The sequence below is a fragment of the Erwinia sp. PPS120 genome (assembly GCF_047918655.1).
Classification (GTDB): domain Bacteria; phylum Pseudomonadota; class Gammaproteobacteria; order Enterobacterales; family Enterobacteriaceae; genus Erwinia; species Erwinia tasmaniensis_A.
This window is the reverse complement of record NZ_JBLREF010000015.1, coordinates 203276-224078: the sequence shown is the minus strand read 5'-3', so window position 1 is coordinate 224078 and position 20803 is coordinate 203276. Positions and strand designations below refer to the sequence as shown.

The 20803-nt window shown below is 54.4% G+C and carries 14 protein-coding genes and 2 pseudogenes; 7 read left to right on the top strand and 9 right to left on the bottom strand.

The features are described from left to right. The first annotated feature begins 63 nt into the window (after positions 1-63). Positions 64-921 carry a polyamine aminopropyltransferase gene (gene speE / locus ACLRGG_RS10845; protein ID WP_416249780.1) on the top strand — a complete coding sequence of 286 codons (858 nt, stop codon included), beginning with the start codon at positions 64-66 and terminating at the stop codon, positions 919-921. 27 nt (positions 922-948) lie between these two features. Beyond that, positions 949-1758: an adenosylmethionine decarboxylase gene (gene speD, locus ACLRGG_RS10840; RefSeq protein ID WP_416249779.1), complete on the top strand. Its 810-nt coding sequence runs from the start codon at positions 949-951 to the stop codon at positions 1756-1758. Positions 1759-1898: 140 nt separating this feature from the next. On the opposite strand, the gene yacL is transcribed toward speD, so the two are convergent. Beyond that, positions 1899-2261 carry a protein YacL gene (gene yacL / locus ACLRGG_RS10835; protein WP_416249778.1) on the bottom strand — a complete coding sequence of 121 codons (363 nt, stop codon included), beginning with the start codon at positions 2259-2261 and terminating at the stop codon, positions 1899-1901. Positions 2262-2906: 645 nt separating this feature from the next. Here yacL and ACLRGG_RS10830 point away from each other — a divergent pair. After that, a complete protein-coding gene (locus ACLRGG_RS10830) occupies positions 2907-3761 on the top strand; it encodes a hypothetical protein (protein WP_416249777.1) in 855 nt (284 codons plus the stop codon). Between the two features lie 67 nt (positions 3762-3828). Here ACLRGG_RS10830 and acnB read toward each other — a convergent pair whose 3' ends face one another. The 6 genes and pseudogenes from acnB to pdhR all read right to left on the bottom strand — a co-directional run bounded on the left by acnB (position 3829) and on the right by pdhR (position 14593). Beyond that, positions 3829-6426: a bifunctional aconitate hydratase 2/2-methylisocitrate dehydratase gene (acnB, locus tag ACLRGG_RS10825; RefSeq protein ID WP_416249776.1), complete on the bottom strand. Its 2598-nt coding sequence runs from the start codon at positions 6424-6426 to the stop codon at positions 3829-3831. A gap of 536 nt (positions 6427-6962) precedes the next feature. Beyond that, positions 6963-7130: pseudogene (locus tag ACLRGG_RS10820) on the bottom strand (DDE-type integrase/transposase/recombinase); the annotation flags it as partial. A gap of 390 nt (positions 7131-7520) precedes the next feature. Further along, positions 7521-8945 (bottom strand): dihydrolipoyl dehydrogenase, encoded by a 1425-nt coding sequence (gene lpdA, locus ACLRGG_RS10815; protein ID WP_416249775.1) that lies wholly within the window; start codon positions 8943-8945, stop codon positions 7521-7523. Positions 8946-9120: 175 nt separating this feature from the next. Next, positions 9121-11031 carry a pyruvate dehydrogenase complex dihydrolipoyllysine-residue acetyltransferase gene (gene aceF, locus ACLRGG_RS10810; RefSeq protein ID WP_416249774.1) on the bottom strand — a complete coding sequence of 637 codons (1911 nt, stop codon included), beginning with the start codon at positions 11029-11031 and terminating at the stop codon, positions 9121-9123. A gap of 13 nt (positions 11032-11044) precedes the next feature. Continuing rightward, positions 11045-13708 carry a pyruvate dehydrogenase (acetyl-transferring), homodimeric type gene (gene aceE, locus ACLRGG_RS10805; RefSeq protein ID WP_416249773.1) on the bottom strand — a complete coding sequence of 888 codons (2664 nt, stop codon included), beginning with the start codon at positions 13706-13708 and terminating at the stop codon, positions 11045-11047. A 120-nt stretch (positions 13709-13828) separates the two neighbouring features. Next, on the bottom strand, positions 13829-14593 hold the full coding sequence (gene pdhR / locus ACLRGG_RS10800) for a pyruvate dehydrogenase complex transcriptional repressor PdhR (protein WP_416249811.1): 765 nt from the start codon (positions 14591-14593) through the stop codon (positions 13829-13831). A 397-nt stretch (positions 14594-14990) separates the two neighbouring features. On the opposite strand from pdhR, the gene aroP reads away from it, so the two are divergent. The 3 genes from aroP to ACLRGG_RS10785 all read left to right on the top strand — a co-directional run bounded on the left by aroP (position 14991) and on the right by ACLRGG_RS10785 (position 18963). Continuing rightward, a complete protein-coding gene (gene aroP, locus ACLRGG_RS10795; RefSeq protein ID WP_416249772.1) occupies positions 14991-16346 on the top strand; it encodes an aromatic amino acid transporter AroP in 1356 nt (451 codons plus the stop codon). 233 nt (positions 16347-16579) lie between these two features. Beyond that, the gene (locus ACLRGG_RS10790) at positions 16580-17989 is read left to right on the top strand and encodes a glycoside-pentoside-hexuronide (GPH):cation symporter (RefSeq protein ID WP_416249771.1); all 1410 of its coding nucleotides are present in this window, start codon (positions 16580-16582) and stop codon (positions 17987-17989) included. Next, entirely contained in the window at positions 17989-18963 is a 975-nt protein-coding gene (locus tag ACLRGG_RS10785) for a glycoside hydrolase family 43 protein (RefSeq protein WP_416249769.1), read from the top strand. The genes ACLRGG_RS10790 and ACLRGG_RS10785 overlap by 1 nt, the downstream gene beginning before the upstream one ends. Here ACLRGG_RS10785 and ampE read toward each other — a convergent pair. Then, positions 18937-19791: a beta-lactamase regulator AmpE gene (ampE, locus tag ACLRGG_RS10780; RefSeq protein WP_416249768.1), complete on the bottom strand. Its 855-nt coding sequence runs from the start codon at positions 19789-19791 to the stop codon at positions 18937-18939. The genes ACLRGG_RS10785 and ampE overlap by 27 nt on opposite strands. A 5-nt stretch (positions 19792-19796) precedes the next feature. Next, the gene (ampD, locus tag ACLRGG_RS10775; RefSeq protein WP_416249767.1) at positions 19797-20366 is read right to left on the bottom strand and encodes a 1,6-anhydro-N-acetylmuramyl-L-alanine amidase AmpD; all 570 of its coding nucleotides are present in this window, start codon (positions 20364-20366) and stop codon (positions 19797-19799) included. A 217-nt stretch (positions 20367-20583) separates the two neighbouring features. Here ampD and ACLRGG_RS10770 point away from each other — a divergent pair. Next, positions 20584-20691, top strand: a pseudogene (locus ACLRGG_RS10770) (carboxylating nicotinate-nucleotide diphosphorylase); the annotation flags it as partial. Positions 20692-20803 lie beyond the last annotated feature (112 nt).

The following is a 20803-nucleotide window of genomic DNA, read 5'->3' as shown; positions in this document are numbered from 1 at the left end:
CAGAGTTAGCTATTATATCGCGCCCATTTTTCGTGGCTGTTTATGAGGAAGGAGAGTCCCACCATGGCCGAAAAAGAAATGTGGTATGAAACGCTTCATGCCGGGTTTGGACAGTATTTCGCTGTCGATAAGGTTCTGTACCGTGAAAAAACCGGACACCAGGATCTGGTTATCTTCGAAAATGCCGCTTTAGGTCGCGTTATGGCACTTGACGGCGTGGTACAAACCACCGAGCGCGATGAATTCATCTATCATGAAATGATGACGCACGTCCCGCTGCTGGCACAGGGTGCCGCAAAGCGGGTGTTAATTATCGGCGGTGGCGATGGCGCGATGCTGCGCGAAGTCAGCCGACATAAAAGCGTCGAGCACATCACCATGGTCGAGATCGACGCAGGCGTCGTGACGTTCTGCAAACAGTATCTGCCGAACCATAGCGCGGGGGCCTACGACGATCCGCGTTTTTCGCTGGTCATTGACGATGGCGTTAATTACGTCAGACATTGCCAGGATAAATTTGACGTGATCATCTCCGACTGTACCGATCCCATCGGTCCCGGAGAGAGCCTGTTTACCTCGGAATTTTACGAAGGCTGTCGCCGCTGCCTCAATGAAGATGGCATCTTTGTGGCACAGAACGGGGTCTGCTTTTTGCAGCAGGATGAGGCTGTCAACAGCCACCGCAAGCTAAGCCATTATTTTGGCGACGTGAGCTTCTATCAGGCGGCAATCCCCACCTACTATGGCGGCATCATGACTTTCGCCTGGGCGAGTAATAATCCAGCGCTGCGCCAGCTTGATAAGGCCACGCTACAGGCGCGCTTTGACGCCGCCAACCTGAATTGCCGCTATTACAATCCGGCAATCCATACCGGCAGCTTTGCCCTGCCGCAATATCTGTTGAATGCGCTGGCTAACTGACGGTGTATTTTAAGGGGGTGAACGAAATTGCAAAAGCTTAAACTACATGGCTTCAATAACCTGACCAAAAGCCTGAGTTTTTGTATCTACGATATCTGTTACGCGAATACAGATGCAGAGCGTGACGGATACATTGCGTACATTGATGAACAATATAATGCCAACCGCCTGACGGAAATCCTGAGCGAAACCTGTTCGATTATCGGCGCTAACGTGCTGAATATCGCCCGACAGGACTATGAACCACAGGGCGCCAGCGTCACCATCCTCGTGAGTGAGGAACCGGTTGATCCTAAGGATATTGATAATTCCGAGCACCCTGGCCCGCTGCCGGAGTCGGTGGTCGCGCATCTGGATAAAAGCCATATCTGCGTGCATACCTATCCAGAGAGCCACCCTCAGGGCGGCCTTTGCACCTTCCGCGCCGATATTGAAGTATCGACCTGCGGCGTGATCTCACCGCTGAAGGCGCTTAACTACCTGATCCATCAGCTTGAATCGGACATTGTCACCATCGACTACCGCGTCAGGGGTTTTACCCGTGACGTGAATGGCGTGAAACACTACATCGATCACCAGATCAATTCTATTCAGAATTTTATGTCTGACAGCATGAAGTCGATGTACGACATGATGGATGTGAACGTCTATCAGGAAAATATGTTTCATACCAAGATGATGCTGAATGACTTCGATCTGAAACACTACCTGTTTAATACCAAACCGGAAGATCTTAGCCCGCAGGAGCACAAGCGTATTACCGATCTGCTGTGGAAAGAGATGCGTGAGATCTATTACGGACGTAACATTCCGTCCGTTGGACTAAAAACACAGTAACGCATTACCGTCGATAAGATGCGGGCGGCCACTGTGCCGCCCGTTTTTATTTCAGCAACAGTCGCGGGCCTGACCTGTCTGGATTAATCGAAGGCGTGATACCCCCAGCCGACTATGCCCTTCATGCCTGTGCGGACCAACTAGTGCCCCTGCAAAAAGGCCCGGTAGGCGGCAATCACCGCAAGGAAATCCTCTACGCCGCAGAAGCACAGACTCTCTTCATCGTAGTAATTCATTCCCTCTTCTATCTCGTCTCCCTCGAAGCTGAGCAGATTCGCGCGGATGATCACCTCTTCTTCATCCAGCCACAGCGTATACTCATGTCCAATGCGCTGCCACTGACGCTCGCTGCCTTTCACCTCACGCACGGCGGCTTCAACCTCGTCCAGCAGCGTCAGGTTGCCCTCCACCTCTTCATTAAACCAGTGGCCGACGGCCTCATGACCCATTGACATGCGCACCTTCACGCTGCCGGTGATGTCGCGTAAAAACTCATATTCCACAGTAATACCCTTATACATGCAGCTGACGAAGTTGATGCTTCAGCCTTGCCTTCATTCTGACAGGATCCGGTTATTTTACCACGTTAAATCATTGCCAGCTGCGACTGACGGGGTAGCCAGGCGACCGCGCAAATATTGCCGATTTTCTCTGCATAGCGTTACGCGTGCATTTTAAAAAATAGTACAGCTTTACTGCTTTTGGTGAGGTGAAAAAATATTATGAACCTGGCTCGCAACTTAAAAATTAAGTATGAACCTTAATTAGACGACGTTTGTAAAAGCGATCGCCTTAGGATAAAATTCCCGCAAGAGATGCATGATGCATTGGTATATGATCAAGGATGACGATCAATGAACGCTACCCGTAAATCCGTCCTGCTTTTGCCCCTGGCGCTGCTCTTATTCCTTTCTGCTGCCCTGATAAGGGCTGATAGTGCGCCCGTTACCTCATCTGAACTCGTAGCCCTACCTGAGCCCCTGTATTACCATTCGCTCAGTCTGGACAGCCGGAGCAAATTAAAAAATCCGGTCAACCTGTTAAAAATACCCTCTTCTGAAATACCCCTCAGCCACTATTCAGGTGAGAAAAGCGTTATTATTCAGGCTCCATCAGTGATCTGCTCCTTAAATAATAAACCCTCTGAAATGAATGACCGTTGTTTTCCCGACTGGAACAGCCATTCTCTTTCCTCAGAAACGCTAATGGGCGATGGGGCTTATATATTGCCGCTCTTCAGTAATGAACCCGCTGTCCCTGCCGAGGAGAATCGCTCTGACGGGATGGGTGACAACGGGAATAGAGAAGCCCTGCCTTATCGCTCCCTCAGTACACCCTCAAGCTGGCAGCTCTCTGAACAGCCGCCGTTTACGCTAAGTGCCTACGCCCTGCGTATGGCCGCTCCCCCCCTGACAGACGAGATAACGCACGGCTGGTACGGCTGGATGATGGGCTCCCGCGGGTTGCTGGCAGATAACGAACAACAGCGGACCGGATTTCGTCCCGGTTTCTCACCGGGTGTGAAGGTAGCCAGCCCTGCAGCCAAAATCGGGTATGCCGGAGTGACGACCAGCAAGAGCTGGCGGTACGGCCATCATCAGCTTTCTCCCATGCTGGAGTTGTTGTTTCACTATCTGACGATTGACAGCGCCCGGTATGGCGTCGGGCCCGGTAAACAAAGCGAACGCAGAATAAGCTACTCTGGCGGAATGCGATATGAATTCACTCACGATGCTAAAAAGGTCAGCGGGCTGCGCTTTGGTAACGAAGCGATACTGGTACATCGTGCGGGAAGATCGGATAAGCGTATCGTCGCGGAGGGCTGCAGGGCCATAAGCTTAATATCCGACCCGAGGGGCAACAGTTTCCAGTTTAAAACGGATGCAGGTCTCCCGCTGGTGGGGAACACTGAACTCTCCAGTCAGATGCTCTATCAGAAGCGCCTGCAAAAAGAGGGTATCGACGACTGCGGAATTGCGGCAGGAATAACCGTGAGTTTCTAAAACAACCGGGGATGATTTCTCATCCCCGGTTTGGTGGCCATCTTCAGCGCCTGGGTAAACTTCCCCTTTATACGGCGGTCTGGAAGATCACGCCGTCGGCCTTATCCGTATACTGGCTCAGCTGGTCAAAGTTCAGATAGCGATAGGTATCCAACGCCGTCTTATCAACCTGATTCATAAACTGCTGATACTCATCCGGCGCAGGCAGCCGGCCCAGCAGGGAAGCAACCGCAGCCAGCTCCGCAGAAGCCAGATAGACGTTCGCCCCGGTGCCAAGACGGTTCGGGAAGTTGCGGGTAGACGTGGAAACCACCGTCGCGCCGTCTGCAACCCGAGCCTGGTTCCCCATACAGAGTGAACAGCCGGGGATCTCAATGCGCGCACCGCTTTTACCAAACACGCTGTAGTAACCCTCTTCGGTCAGCTGCGCCGCATCCATTTTGGTTGGCGGAGCCACCCACAGACGCGTTGGCAGCTGGCCCTTGTGGCTATCCAGCAGCTTACCGGCGGCGCGGAAGTGTCCAATATTGGTCATGCAGGAGCCAATAAAGACCTCATCGATCTTCTCACCCTGTACGTCAGACAGCAGACGCGCATCGTCAGGATCGTTAGGCGCACACAGAATCGGCTCTTTAATCTCAGCCAGATCGATCTCAATCACCGCTGCATACTCTGCATCAGCATCGCCTTCCAGCAGCTGCGGATCCGCCAGCCATTTTTCCATGCCCTGAATACGGCGTTCCAGCGTACGACGGTCGCCGTAGCCTTCCGCAATCATCCACTTAAGCAGGACAATGTTGGAGTTTAGATACTCGATAATTGGGTCTTTGCCCAGCTTGATGGTGCAGCCCGCGGCCGAACGCTCGGCCGACGCATCGGAAAGCTCAAACGCCTGCTCTACTTTCAGATCCGGCAGACCTTCGATTTCCAGAATGCGGCCAGAGAAGATGTTTTTCTTCCCTTTCTTCTCTACGGTCAGCAGCCCCTGCCGGATAGCATACAGCGGAATAGCATGCACCAGATCGCGCAGGGTGATCCCCGGCTCCATCTTCCCTTTGAAGCGTACCAGCACGGACTCCGGCATATCCAGCGGCATAACGCCGGTGGCGGCAGCAAACGCGACCAGGCCTGAACCCGCAGGGAAAGAGAGGCCAATTGGGAAGCGGGTATGGGAGTCACCGCCGGTGCCGACGGTATCCGGCAGCAGCATACGGTTCAGCCAGCTGTGGATAATACCGTCGCCCGGACGCAGAGAGACGCCGCCGCGATTCATAATAAAGTCAGGCAGCGTATGATGAGTTGAGACGTCCACCGGCTTCGGATAGGCCGCGGTGTGGCAGAAGGACTGCATCACCAGGTCGGCGGAAAAGCCCAGGCAGGCGAGATCTTTCAGCTCATCACGGGTCATTGGCCCGGTGGTATCCTGCGAACCGACTGAGGTCATTTTAGGTTCACAATAGGCTCCCGGACGTACGCCGTCGGTGCCGCAGGCGCGCCCCACCATTTTCTGCGCCAGCGAGAATCCACGCGTACTGGCCGCTACGTCTCTGGCCTGACGGAATACGGTGCTGTGCGGCAGACCGAGCGATTCACGCGCCCTGGTGGTCAGGCCGCGTCCGATAATCAGCGGAATACGGCCACCGGCGCGCACTTCATCCAGCAGCACGTCGGTTTTCAGCGCAAAGGTCGCCAGCACGTCGCCGGTAAGGTGATCCCTGACTTCGCCTTTATAAGGCCAGATATCAATCACATCACCCGTATTCAGGTTATCGACATCGACTTCGATCGGCAGCGCGCCGGCATCTTCCATGGTGTTGAAGAAGATAGGGGCGATTTTGCCACCCAGTACTACGCCGCCGCCTTTCTTGTTTGGCACGAAGGGCAGGTCATCACCCATAAACCACAGCACCGAGTTGGTCGCCGATTTACGCGAGGAGCCGGTTCCCACTACGTCCCCGACGTAAGCAAGAGGGAAACCTTTCGCCTGTAGCGCTTCAATCTGTTTAATTGGGCCAACGTTACCCGCCTCGTCCGGCTCAATGCCTTCACGGGCATTTTTCAGCATGGCTAACGCGTGCAGAGGAATATCAGGACGGGACCAGGCATCCGGCGCGGGAGAGAGATCGTCCGTATTGGTTTCACCGGTAACTTTGAAGACGGTAACAGTAATTTTTTCAGCCAGCTCGGGACGGGAGAGATACCATTCCGCATCGGCCCAGGAGTGCATGATTTTTTTAGCGTGCGGGTTACCGGCTTTGGCTTTTTCTTCTACGTCGTAGAAGCTGTCAAACATCAGCAGCGTATGGGACAGGGCTTTGGCGGCGATCGGGGCCAGCTTCTCATTGTCCAGCGCGTCAATCAGCGGATGAATGTTGTAGCCACCCTGCATTGTGCCCAGTAACTGGACCGCTTTTTCAGGCGTAACCAGAGGAGAAGTCGCTTCACCTTTGGCGACCGCCGCCAGGAAACCGGCTTTCACGTAGGCGGCTTCATCAACGCCCGGCGGGACCCGATTAATTAACAGCTCGGACAGGAATTCTTCTTCACCCGCTGGCGGGTTTTTCAGCAGTTCAACCAGCGCGGCCATTTGGGAAGCATCTAACGGTTTTGGAACGATCCCCTGGGCAGCACGCTCGGCAACGTGCTTACGGTATTCTTCTAGCACGACGTTCTCCTCGCTCACATTGTAATGGCTTACCGGGCGCCCTGAAGGTTCACCGTAACGTGACGACTGTCCATGTGTAGGGTATGGTGCCCGGTTCCGCGAGGGGCAGCATAGCAGGATTTCAAAGACATGTTAATCTGTTTACAAAAAAGCAACATATTTGCGGATTTAGAGGATCGCCTTTCTGGCTGGCATGAGGCATTTTGGCTTAGGGTGTTTTATTAAAAAATGGGCGTTGTAAACTGCTCTCGACGTAGCATGATTTGAGGGCAATATCTCTAAGCGGCCTGTAGGGCAGTCAGCTGTTGAAAAGTATCATAACGCAATATTTCACAATAGGAACTGCTCTAATCTGTGCCAGAACCCTTTTTATTCGGTATATTACATAAACATAATCAACAAGTTAAATACATTAAAAATAAATGCTTTTACCTTCCACGCCAGTTATACCAGTGAGGTCTGAGCTGGCGGTAATATCCCATGATGGAATCTTTATCGCCATGCTGGCTTCGCTAAAGTTTATATACCCATTATCAGGCCATCGACAGAGCTTTACCTGTCAGTGCTGAATCAGGGAAAAATGATATCGCCCAGCCAACCGGTTTACGGGAAAACAAATCGAGTACAACAGCCAGATAAGCCCAGCGTTTTCCCGTCCAGATATACGTCACATCACCGCACCAGGCCTGATCAGGCCCGGCAACAGGAAACCGCGCCCTGAGTGTCTCAACTAATGAGAATTGTTCAGGGAGTCTGACATCAGGAGCGCGGTAGCTTTTTTGATATATCCCATTTCAATGCGTTGAAGTCTTTTCATCAGCTCACCTGTCTCAATCTGCTCAGGCGTCATGGGTGAAACTGATTGCGTCTGTTACGTCCGGTCATAATGTCCTGTTTTGACGATGAAGTGATGATATCACCCCTGTTCAGGTGGCCAGATTCACTATGCCACTATAAGTCAGGGCAAAGTGACGGGTAAGGCAGGCGCTTAGCCAGCCCGCATAAATCCCTGCTTCACTTACTCATACGAACCTCACTACCCCCCAGCCAAAAAAAAAGCCCCCATTCGGGAGCTTTTTTATCAGCAAAGAGACTTACTTCTTCTTCGCTTTCGGGTTAGGCAGGTCGGTGATGCTACCTTCGAAGATTTCCGCCGCCAGGCCTACGGACTCATGCAGCGTTGGGTGCGCATGGATAGTCAGCGCGATATCTTCGGCGTCACAGCCCATTTCGATAGCCAGGCCAATCTCGCCCAGCAGCTCGCCGCCGTTGGTGCCGACGATGGCGCCGCCAATGACGCGGTGCGTCTCTTTATCGAAAATCAGCTTGGTCATACCGTCTGCACAGTCAGACGCGATAGCACGTCCCGAGGCCGCCCATGGGAAAATCGAGGTCTCGTAGCTGATGCCTTTTTCTTTCGCTTCTTTCTCGGTCAGACCAACCCAGGCAACCTCTGGCTCGGTATAAGCAATCGAAGGGATCACCTTCGGATCGAAGTAGTGCTTCTTACCAGAAATAACTTCGGCCGCTACGTGGCCTTCATGCACGCCTTTATGCGCCAGCATCGGCTGGCCGACGATATCGCCAATGGCGTAGATGTGCGGCACGTTGGTACGCATCTGCTTATCAACGCGGATAAAACCGCGATCGTCCACTTCAACGCCTGCCTTACCTGCATCAAGGCCTTTACCGTTAGGTACGCGACCAATAGCAACCAGTACCGCATCGTAGCGCTGAGGTTCGGTCGGCGCTTTTTTACCTTCCATGGAAACGTAGATACCGTCGTCCTTCGCTTCCACGGCGGTCACTTTCGTTTCCAGAATCAGGTTGAACTGCTTGCTGATGCGCCTGGTGAAGACTTTCACCACGTCTTTATCGGCAGCCGGAATAACCTGATCAAACATTTCGACCACGTCGATCTGTGAGCCGAGCGCATGGTATACGGTCGCCATTTCCAGACCGATGATACCGCCCCCCATAACCAGCAGGCGCTCAGGAACTTCTTTCAGCTCCAGCGCGTCGGTGGAATCCCATACGCGAGCGTCGTCATGAGGAATAAAGGGAAGCTGAATAGGACGCGAGCCCGCAGCGATAATGGCGTTATCGAAGTTAATGGTCGTTGCACCATTTTCCCCTTCAACCACCAGCGTATTCGCGCCGGTAAATTTACCCAGACCGGTAACCACCTTCACTTTACGGCCCTTCGCCATACCCGACAGACCACCGGTCAGCTGGGTAATCACTTTCTCTTTCCAGCTGCGGATCTTGTTGATATCCGTCTGCGGCTTGCCGAACACAATGCCGTGTTCTTCCAGTGCCTTCGCTTCTTCAATCACTTTAGCAACGTGCAGCAGCGCCTTGGAAGGGATACATCCAACGTTCAGGCAAACGCCGCCGAGGGTGCTGAAACGCTCAACGATGACGGTCTCCAGACCTAAATCAGCGCAACGGAAAGCTGCGGAGTAACCCGCAGGGCCTGCCCCAAGTACCACGACCTGAGTTTTAATTTCTGTACTCATCATGACCTCTTAGTTAACTGGGGGATATTCATCCGCCGGTTCGTATTCAGGGCAAGAGTTTACAGAATTGTTAACAGAGTGCAAACAACCTGCCCGATACGTCTTCAACGACCTTGTCGACCTATGGCATCGAAAGTCGGCTATGAGAAGGCCGGCAAAAGCCGGCCTTCATTCCTTACATCACCAGACGGCGGATATCCGCCATGAGGGTGGCGATATAGGCAGCAAACCGTGCGCCCGCTGCACCATCAATCACCCGATGGTCGAAGGAGAGCGACAGCGGCAGCATCAGGCGGGGAACGAACTCCTTCCCATTCCAGACCGGCTCCATCGCGGATTTTGACACCCCGAGGATCGCCACTTCCGGCGCGTTAACAATCGGCGTAAATGCCGTACCGCCAATACCGCCCAGGCTGGAGATGGTGAAGCAGCCACCCTGCATATCGGATGCGGTCAGCTTGCCGTCGCGGGCCTTTTTAGAGATAACAGCAAGTTCGCGAGACAGCTCGACAATGCCCTTTTTGTTAACATCTTTAAAGACCGGCACAACCAGACCGTTTGGCGTATCAACCGCCACGCCGATGTTAATGTACTTTTTCAGCGTCAGCTTCTGGGCATCTTCAGACAGCGAGCTGTTGAAGCGAGGGAACTCCTCCAGCGCTTTTGCCGCCGCCTTCATGATAAACACCAGCGGCGTGATCTTCAGATCCAGCTTCTTCTTCGCCGCTTCATCATTCTGCTGCTTACGGAAGGCTTCAACCTCGGTGATATCCGCTTTGTCATGCTGCGTAACGTGCGGGATAACCACCCAGTTACGGCTCAGGTTAGCCCCGGAGATTTTCTGGATACGGCCCAGCTCGACTTCTTCAATCTCACCGAACTTGCTGAAATCCACTTTCGGCCACGGCAGCATGCCCGGCAGACCGCCGGAGGCGGCAGCAGCTGGGGCAGACTCGGCGCGTTTTACCGCGTCCTTCACGTACGCCTGAACGTCTTCTTTCAGGATGCGGCCTTTACGGCCTGAGCCTTTCACCTTCGCCAGGTTAACGCCGAATTCGCGCGCCAGGCGACGGATAACCGGAGTCGCATGAACGTAAGCGTCATTCTCAGCAAATTCGCCTTTCGCTTCACTCTTCGCCGGGGCAGGAGCCGCCTGCGCTTCCTGCTTAGCCGGTGCTGGTGCTGGTGCCGCGTCCTCTTTCTTCGCCGCAGGTGCCGCTGCCGGAGCCGCGCCTTCCACTTCGAACACCATCAGCGGCGATCCGGTTTTCACCCGGTCGCCGGTGCTGATGTTGATCGCTTTGACGGTGCCGGCAAACGGCGCAGGCACTTCCATTGAGGCTTTATCGCCTTCGACGACGATCAGCGACTGCTCAGCGGCGACCTTATCGCCCACCCTGACCAGTATTTCCGTCACTTCAACGTCGTCGCCGCCGATATCCGGCACGGCAACGTCTTTTGAACCGCCGGCTGCAGCAGGTGCAGCCGCCGCTTCTTCTTTCACTTCAGGCTTCGCGTCGGCAGGGGCAGTAGCAGAACCCGCCGTTTCGAAGACCATTATCAGGGAGCCGGTGCTGATTTTATCGCCGGTGCTGATTTTGATCTCTTTCACCTTACCGGCGAAAGGCGCAGGCACTTCCATTGACGCTTTATCGCCTTCGACGACGATCAGCGACTGTTCGGCCTCGACCGAATCGCCCACTTTAACCAGAATCTCGGTGACTTCCACTTCGTCAGAACCGATATCGGGAACATTGACCTCTTTGCTTTCTGCTTTTGACTCGGCAGCGGCAGCGGGTTTCGCTTCCTCTTTTTTCTCTTCCGCCTGCGCTGGCGCCGCATCAGCAGCGCCTTCGGCAGCATCAAAAATCATAATCAGCTTGCCGGTGGCAACGGTATCGCCGGTTGCCACTTTGATCTCTTTCACCACGCCCGCCTGCGGAGAAGGCACTTCCATCGAGGCTTTATCACCCTCGACGACGATCAGCGACTGCTCAGCCTCAACCCTGTCACCCACCTTGACCAGGATCTCGGTCACTTCAACTTCGTCTGCACCGATATCCGGTACCTTAATTTCGATAGCCATTACTCTTTACCTCTTATGCCAGACGCGGGTTGACTTTATCGGCATCAATATTGAATTTGGTGATCGCTTCTGCCACCACGCGCTTATCAATTTCACCGCGTTTAGCCAGTTCACCCAGCGCCGCCACCACGACGTAAGACGCATCCACTTCAAAGTGGTGACGCAGGTTTTCACGACTGTCAGAACGTCCGAAACCGTCGGTGCCCAGCACGCGATAATCGCTGGCTGGCATAAAGGTACGGATCTGCTCGGCAAACAGTTTCATATAGTCGGTTGAAGCCACGGCCGGTGCATCGCTCATGATCCGGGCAACATAAGGCACGCGTGGCGCCTCGGTCGGATGCAGCATGTTCCAGCGCTCGCAGTCCTGACCGTCGCGGGCCAGCTCGGTGAACGAGGTCACGCTATAAACGTCAGAACCCACACCGTAGTCGTTTGCCAGAATCTGTGCCGCTTCACGGACGTGACGCAGAATAGAGCCGGAGCCCAGCAGCTGAACTTTACCTTTGTTCCCTTCTACCGTTTCCAGCTTGTAGATACCCTTACGGATACCCTCTTCCGCACCCTGCGGCATGGCAGGCATGTGGTAGTTTTCATTCAGGGTGGTGATGTAGTAGTAGACGTTTTCCTGCGCTTCGCCGTACATACGTACCAGGCCGTCATGCATAATGACCGCAACTTCATAGGCATAGGCCGGATCGTAAGAGATACAGTTTGGAATAGTCAGCGACTGAATGTGGCTGTGACCATCTTCATGCTGTAGCCCTTCGCCGTTCAGCGTGGTACGCCCTGAGGTGCCGCCAATCAGGAAGCCGCGAGCCTGCTGATCGCCAGCTGCCCAGCACAGGTCGCCAATACGCTGGAAACCGAACATGGAGTAGTAAATGTAGAACGGGATCATCGGCAGGTTGTTGGTGCTGTAAGACGTTGCCGCCGCCAGCCAGGATGCGCCTGCGCCCAGTTCGTTGATCCCTTCCTGCAGGATCTGGCCCTTCTCGTCTTCTTTGTAGTAAGCAACCTGCTCACGGTCCTGCGGCGTATATTGCTGGCCATTCGGACTGTAGATACCAATCTGACGGAACAGACCTTCCATGCCGAAAGTACGCGCTTCATCTGCGATGATCGGCACAAGGCGATCTTTAATCGATTTGTTCTTCAGCATCACGTTCAGGGCACGGACAAACGCGATGGTGGTGGAGATCTCTTTATTCTGCTCTTCCAGCAGCGAGCGGAAGTCTTCCAGCGTCGGCATCTCCAGCTTCTCGCTGAAGTCAGGCTGACGGCTTGGCAGATAGCCGCCCAGCTTCTCGCGCTGGCCGTGCAGATAGTTGTACTCTTCGGAGCCCTTTTCGAAGGTGATGTACGGCAGTTTTTCAACGCCCGCATCGTCCACCGGCACGTTGAAGCGATCGCGGATGTAGCGAACGCCATCCATGTTCATCTTCTTCACCTGGTGGGCGATGTTCTTACCTTCGGCGGTATCACCCATACCATAGCCTTTGATGGTATGCGCCAGAATCACCACCGGCTTACCTTTGGTATCCTGCGCTTTTTTCAGCGCTGCATAGATCTTCTTCGGATCGTGACCGCCACGGTTCAGCGCCCAAATCTCGGTGTCAGACAGATCTTTAACCAGCTCTGCCGTCTCCGGATATTTACCGAAGAAGTGCTCGCGCACGTAAGCGCCATCGCGGGATTTAAAGGTCTGATAGTCGCCATCAACGGTTTCGTTCATCAGCTGGATAAGCTTGCCGCTGGTATCTTTACGCAGCAGTTCATCCCAGCGACCGCCCCAGATAACCTTGATCACTTCCCAGCCGGCACCGCCAAAGATACCGGCCAGTTCGTTGATGATCTTGCCGTTACCGGTGACCGGGCCGTCCAGACGCTGGAGGTTACAGTTGATGATAAACACCAGATTATCCAGCTTCTCACGGGTGGCAATGGTGATGGCGCCTTTTGATTCTGGCTCGTCCATTTCGCCATCGCCCAGGAAGGCATAGACGGTCTGTTCAGCCGTATCTTTCAGTCCACGGTGCTCAAGATACTTCAGGAATTTGGCCTGGTAGATCGCGCCAATCGGGCCAAGGCCCATTGATACGGTCGGGAACTGCCAGAAATCAGGCATCAGTTTAGGATGCGGATAAGAGGAAAGCCCCTTACCGTGAACTTCCTGACGGAAGTTATTCATCTGATCTTCCGTCAGACGTCCTTCAAGGAAAGCGCGCGCATAAACGCCAGGGGAGATATGCCCCTGGAAATAGACCAGATCGCCGCCGTCTTTCTCGCTGCGCGCTCGGAAGAAGTGGTTAAAGCACACTTCATAGATAGTCGCAGAAGACTGGAAAGAGGACATATGTCCGCCCAGTTCCAGATCTTTTTTCGAGGCGCGCAGAACGGTCATAATGGCGTTCCAGCGGATCGCCGAACGAATGCGGCGTTCAAGCGACGTATTGCCCGGATAGTCCGGCTCGTCTTCCACGGCAATAGAGTTAACATAATTGCTGGCCCCAGCGCCCGCAGCCACTTTCACGCCACCTTTGCGTGCTTCGCTCATTACCTGATCGATCAGGAACTGTGCGCGCTCAACACCTTCTTCACGGATGACCGATTCGATCGCCTGTAGCCAGTCGCGGGTTTCGATCGGATCCACGTCATTGTGTAAACGTTCTGACATGGGGGTATTCCTTATCTGTGTCTAATACGTTGAATTGTCTGGAGCCTGTCTCCCTGTGCTCTGTTATCAAAGCACAGGGAGACAGGTCCGTCGTTTATTTGCCGCGTTATGTTTACGCGTTTATTCCTTACGTTGCTGTAAACGTCGTAAGGAGCGCTCTCTTCGACTCTGCTCCCGACTTCTGTCCAGCAATATTTCCTCAATAAACGCCAGATGGCGATGTGAAGCTTCGCGCGCCTTTTCAGGCTCACGGGCCACAATCGCCTCGAAAATTCTGGCGCGATGACCGCTTACTTTCGCCAGCATTTCGCGGCGGGCGTAGAGCAGTTCAAAATTCTGTCGAACGTTTTGTTCCAGCATGGGCCCCATACTGCGTAACAAATGCAGCAGCACCACATTATGGGCGGCTTCTGTTACCGCAATTTGATACTGCATCACCGCATCGGCTTCCGCGTCCAGATCGCCGCTGGCCTGAGCAGACTGGATCTGCACGTGACAGTGGCGGATGCGCGCTAAATCCTCTTCCGTGCCGCGTAGTGCGGCATAGTATGCGGCGATCCCTTCCAGCGCGTGGCGCGTTTCCAGCAGGTCAAACTGAGATTCAGAATGACCGGCCAGAAGTTCAACAAGCGGATCGCTAAGGCTTTGCCACAGGTTGGTCTGAACGAAGGTGCCGCCGCCCTGACGGCGTAGCAGCAGGCCTTTCGCTTCCAGACGCTGAATGGCCTCACGCAGAGAAGGGCGGGAAACATCGAACTGCTTAGCGAGCTCGCGCTCCGGGAGCAGTTTTTCGCCCGGACGCAGCGTCCCCTCCATAATCAGGGATTCAAGCTGTTGCTCGATAGCATCGGAAAGCTTTGGTTGGCGGATTTTGCTGTAAGCCATCATCCCTTCATCTGCTATTTGCCGGAGTAAATTGGTAATACCAATTGCAAAAAGGTGCCCGTAAAGTAACAAAGTATTCAGGCGATGTCCATATAGCAACCGCCCGAAATCGGACCCTGGTCTCGTTTCCCAGGTCACCATAAGGGAATGCTATTCGTTATTTATACCTGTTTATGGCAGAAACGAAGGGGCGACCTCTGATCTCGTTGTCGCTTTCTTCTCGTCACAAAAGAAAGCGAGTGCATTGGCGGCTGCTTATCATTATTCTTGTCGCCACGGTAGCGTCAGGCTGATTTTAATTTGACTGAGACTGTATCAATTTCAATACGCTCTCTGTAAGAAACGGATTACAGAGTTAGCCTTCTGGTTAACAAAATAACGGATAACGAGGTTTACTATGGAACAACAGCAGGGCGAGACGCTGAAGCGCGGGCTTAAAAACCGGCATATCCAGCTTATCGCGTTGGGCGGGGCCGTCGGGACAGGCCTTTTTCTGGGAATTGCAGACACGATCAGAATGGCTGGCCCCTCAGTGCTATTGGGCTATGCCATCGGCGGCTTTATCGCCTTTATGATCATGCGCCAGCTGGGTGAAATGGTTGTTGAAGAGCCGGTTGCCGGTTCCTTCAGCCATTTTGCTTATAAATACTGGGGTAATTTCGCAGGCTTCGCCTCCGGCTGGAACTACTGGATCCTCTATGTGCTGGTTGCCATGGCGGAACTGACGGCCGTGGGTAAATATATTCAGTACTGGTGGCCGGAGATCCCCACCTGGATCTCCGCCCTGGTGTTCTTCTTTATCATCAATGCGATTAATCTGACCAACGTAAAAGTCTACGGCGAGATGGAGTTCTGGTTTTCCATTATTAAGGTGGCAGCGGTAATCAGCATGATCGTCTTTGGCGCATGGCTGCTGTTTGGCGGTCATGCCGGGCCTGATGCCTCCGTCTCCAATCTGTGGGACCGGGGCGGCTTCTTCCCGAACGGCATCACCGGCATGGTTATGGCGATGGCGGTGATTATGTTCTCGTTCGGCGGCCTGGAGCTGGTAGGTATTACGGCCGCGGAAGCGGACGATCCTGAGAAGAGTATCCCGAAGGCCACCAACCAGGTGCTGTTCCGCATCCTGATTTTCTATATTGGCTCGCTGACGGTATTGCTGTCGCTCTATCCCTGGACCAAAGTGATCGGTGGTGCCAGCCCGTTCGTGATGATTTTCCACGACCTGGGCGATTCCCTGGTCGCCAATGCGCTTAATGTCGTGATTCTGACCGCTGCCCTGTCGGTCTATAACAGCTGCGTCTACTGCAACAGCCGGATGCTTTTTGGGCTGGCGCAGCAGGGCAATGGCCCTAAGGCGCTGATGAAGCTAGACGGTCGCGGCGTGCCGTTTGTCGCCATCGGCGTTTCTGCGGCGGCAACCGCCATTTGCGTACTGATTAACTACCTGATGCCGGGGGAAGCTTTTGGTCTGCTGATGGCGCTGGTGGTCTCAGCCCTGGTGATTAACTGGGCGATGATCAGCCTGGCACATCTTAAGTTCCGCCGCAGGAAAGATGCACAGGGCGTTAAGACCCGCTTTAAGGCGCTGTTTTATCCCGTAGGAAACTGGATCTGCCTGCTGTTTATGGCAGCAATTCTGGTCATTATGGCGGTAACGCCCGGCATGGCGATTTCCGTCTGGCTGATCCCGGTCTGGATCGCTATTCTGGCGGTGGGTTTCATGCTGAAAAACCGGCTGCAGAAAGCCTGATGATATAGAAAGCCGGGCCGACAGGCCCGGCGATGCACACTGCCCCCGGCACGCTCATTATCCTGCCCTGCTTATCAATATTCCCTTCGCGATCCGCCCGCCAGGCTAAGTGTTATCCTTCTCACACTTTGCTGTCCACAGCCTTTTCGTCCATGTCTGCGACCCATTCAGCCAGCGTAAGTCTGTGCTATTGCATAAATAATGCCTGCTGAGATTCAGACGGAGAAATATCCATGAATGGCACGGCACTTTCAATCAAAGAAAAACTGGGATATGGGATGGGCGATGCCGGCTGTAATATGATCGGCGGCGCAATCATGCTGTTTCTTAACTATTTCTATACGGATGTTTTCGGTCTGGCACCGGCGCTGGTCGGGGTGTTACTGCTGTCGGTCAGGGTGGTGGATGCCGTTACCGACCCCATTATGGGCGCTATTGCTGACCGAACGCAAAGCCGCTGGGGTCGCTTTCGTCCCTGGCTACTATGGATATCGCTTCCCTACGTGCTGTTCAGCGTACTGATGTTCACCACGCCGGACTGGACCTATGACAATAAAGTTATTTACGCCTTCGCTACCTATTTTCTGATGTCGCTCACCTATACCGCTATCAATATCCCCTACTGCTCCCTTGGCGGAGTTATCACTAACGATCCCGGTGAACGCGTCTCCTGCCAGTCGTGGCGATTTGTAATGGTCGGGGTAGCGACCCTGATCCTCTCCCTGACGCTGCTGCCGATGGCCGAGTGGTTTGGCGGCGAAGATAAAGCGCGCGGCTATCAGATGGCGATGAGCGTGCTGGCGCTTATTGGCCTGTGCATGTTCTTATTCTGTTTCGCGACGGTTCGCGAACGCATTCGCCCGGCCGTGCCGAGCAATGACGATCTGCGAGCCGACCTGAGAGACGTATGGAAAAACGACCAGTGGGTGCGTATTCTGCTGCTGACCTTTTGCAACGTCTGCCCCGGCTTTATCCGCATGGCGGCCACCATGTATTACGTTACCTGGGTTATGGGACAGAGTACGCACTTCGCCACGCTGTTTATCAGCCTGGGCGTTATCGGCATGATGATCGGCAGCACGCTGGCTAAGGTCCTTACGGACCGCTGGTGCAAGCTTAAGGTCTTTTTCTGGACCAACATCGTGCTGGCGATTTTCTCCAGCGGATTCTACTTCCTCGATCCCCAGGCCACCCTGCTGGTGGTAGTGATGTACGTTGTACTGAATATCCTGCATCAAATCCCTTCCCCGCTGCACTGGTCACTGATGGCCGACGTGGATGATTATGGCGAATGGAAAACCGGCAAGCGCATTACCGGCATCAGCTTTTCAGGAAACCTGTTCTTCCTTAAGGTTGGCCTGGCCGTGGCCGGTGCAATGGTCGGTTTCCTTCTTTCATGGTACGGCTACAGCGCTGGCGCTAAAGCCCAAACGCCGGAAGCGCTTAACGGCATCGTCATGCTCTTCACTGTGATCCCGGGCGTAGGCTACCTTATTACTGCTGGGGTAGTCAGATTACTGAAAGTGGACAAAAAAATGATGCAGCGTATCCAGCTTGAGCTGGAAAAGCGCCGCCATAATTTCCAGGAACTGAACGATTACCGCGACGGTAAAGCCACGATTAAACCGGAAGGAACTGCATAATGACGCTAAACCGCTGGCCAAACCCGCTGATAGAACAGCGGGCCGACCCTTTTATTCTGCATGTCGATAAAACCTGGTACTTCATCGCCTCGGTTCCCGAGTATGACCGGCTGGAGATCCGCCGCGCCAGCACGCTGACCGGGCTGGCCGACGCCGAACCGGTTGTGGTATGGCGCAAACATTCTCAGGGTCCAATGAGCGAATTGATCTGGGCACCTGAGCTGCACCGCATTGATGGCACCTGGATTATCTACTTCGCGGCTGCACCGACCCGCACAATTAAGGACGGGCTGTTTCAGCACCGGATGTTTGCCCTGGCCTGTACGGCAGAGGATCCGCTCAGCGGGGAATGGCGCGAGTGCGGCCAGATCAGGGTGCCGATCGACAGCTTTGCGCTGGATGCGACCCATTTTGTTCATCAGGGGAAAAACTGGTATCTGTGGGCGCAGAAAGATCCGCATATTCCCGGTAACTCTAACCTCTACCTTGCAGAGCTGGATGCCCCCTGGTCAATTAAAGGCGAGCCGGTCATGCTGAGCAAGCCGGAGTATGAGTGGGAGTGCAGAGGCTTTAGCGTAAATGAAGGACCGGCGGCCATTCGTCATGGCAGCCGGCTATTTGTCAGTTACTCGGCCAGCGCCACTGATGAAAATTATTGTATGGGTCTGCTGTGGATCGACGCGGAGGCCGATCCCCTGATCCCCGCTAACTGGCAGAAATCGCCCGTTCCGGTTTTCACCACCAGCCGGGAAAACCAGCAGTATGGGCCTGGGCACAACAGCTTCACCGTTTCCGAAACCGGCGAGGATCTGCTGGTTTATCACGCACGTAACTACACAGAGATTGAAGGCGACCCGCTTTACGATCCCAACCGCCATACGCGTATTAAAAGTTTCAGCTGGGAACGCGGGCTGCCGGTATTTGGCATTCCCCCAGCGGATGATACGTCAAACCAGCGTACCGTAAATCGTTAGCAGCGCCACCACCACTACCACCACCAGCGAAACCTTTTTGGCAAGGGATACCGCTACGCGAGGCGTTTCGACCTTATCGTTATGCGGATCCCGGGAGAGGGAAAACTGCGCCAGCCGCGTCAGTACCTGGTACTGCGACGTATGGCTGTCGGTCAGGGAAGCAAACCAGGCGGGCAGCGCGCGCTCTCCGTGTCCAAGCAAAGCATAGGCTACCCCGGCCAGACGAACCGGAAGCCAGTCAACAACGTGGAGGATGGCATCTATGCCCGACTGGGATCGCTCCAGCGGCGAATGATGCCGGGCCAGCCAGCTTTGCCAGGCGCGAAGAAACGCATAGCCGACCAGCAGTACCGGTCCCCAGGGGCCACCCACTACAAACCAGAACAGCGGGGCCAGATAATAGCGAAAGTTAATCCACAGCAGCGCGTTCTGTAGCTCGCGCAGATATTCGCGCTCATCGCAATCAATTGGGATACCGTGGATGAGCGTCAGCTCTTCAGCCATCGCGTTATGTGCGCTGGTATCGTTGCGGCTGGCGGCTTTAAGGTAAGCATGATAATGCAGGCGCACCGAACCGGCACCAATGCAGAGCAGCCCGACCGCTACCCAGAAAAGCAGCTGAGGTACGCCGAAAAATACGCCCTTCAGCCCCAGTAAACAGATGGCGATAATCGCCATCGTGACGAGAGTCATCAGCAGCGTTCGCAGCAGAGAAAAACGATCTCGCCCGCGAAACAGCGCTGCAAGATAATGGTCCAGCTGCCAGTGTTCGCCCATCTTGAAAATGCGTTCCCATCCCAGCACCAACAGCAAACTAAACAGCGTCATGCCCGTTACTCCTCCCAGGGGAAATGTCTGAAGCGCCTGACCGGGGCCGCCCGGAATCTGGCCCAGTCAAAGGCAGGACCGGGATCGGTTTTCCGCTCGGGTGCGATATCGCTGTGCCCGGTAATATTTTCAGCAATGGCCGGGTAGCGTTCAATCAGCAGCGCCGTCACCGCCTGCAGTGACGCATACTGTGCGTCGGTATAGGGCTGCACGTCGGTTCCTTCCAGTTCTATGCCAATGGAGAAATCATTACAGGCCTCCCGTCCCTGATAGCATGAGATCCCGGCATGCCAGGCGCGAAGGTGGAAAGGAACGTACTGCACGACCTCACCGTCCCGGCGAATCAGGCAGTGTGCCGACACCTTCAGTGCGGCAATCCCGGCAAAATAAGGATGTGCATCCGCATCAAGCGTACCGGTAAATAAGGCATCTATCCACGGGCCACCAAATTCGCCCGGCGGCAGGCTGATATTATGAATAACCAGCAGCGTTGGCGTCTCCTGGTCTGGCCGTTCATTGAAATGTGGCGAGGGAACCCGCCTCACTCCGGCGATCCAGCCCGCTTGCAGCTGCATACCTGACTCTCCTTTAATCCAGTAACGCCCAGATTAGCATGAATCATTTTACGAAAACCAACCTTCCGACACCGCGCATAACAGGCCCGAGCTGAGACTGACTCTCTCTCTATTTATGGCCCGCCTCTGCTTTGTGGTGGCTGGCAAGCCTGTGACAAACAGGCTAGCATGAGCATAACTTCCCCCCTCCCGGATCTTCGAAGATTTATCATGACGACCCGTCGCTACGATCCTGACCGCTGAGCGTACCGCGCTCAATTTTGTGCAAATGCTGTCTGGCGTCGCCGCAGAGGTGAGCCGCTACGTGGCTATTCTTAAGGGGACGCCGAAGAGGGGGGGCGCCCGGCGCCCTCTTTAATCTCTAATTTGCGCGCTGCCTTCCCTGTTTTTTGAACCCTGATGTAACGTCGAAAACATATCCAGACCCGCTTTCAGAA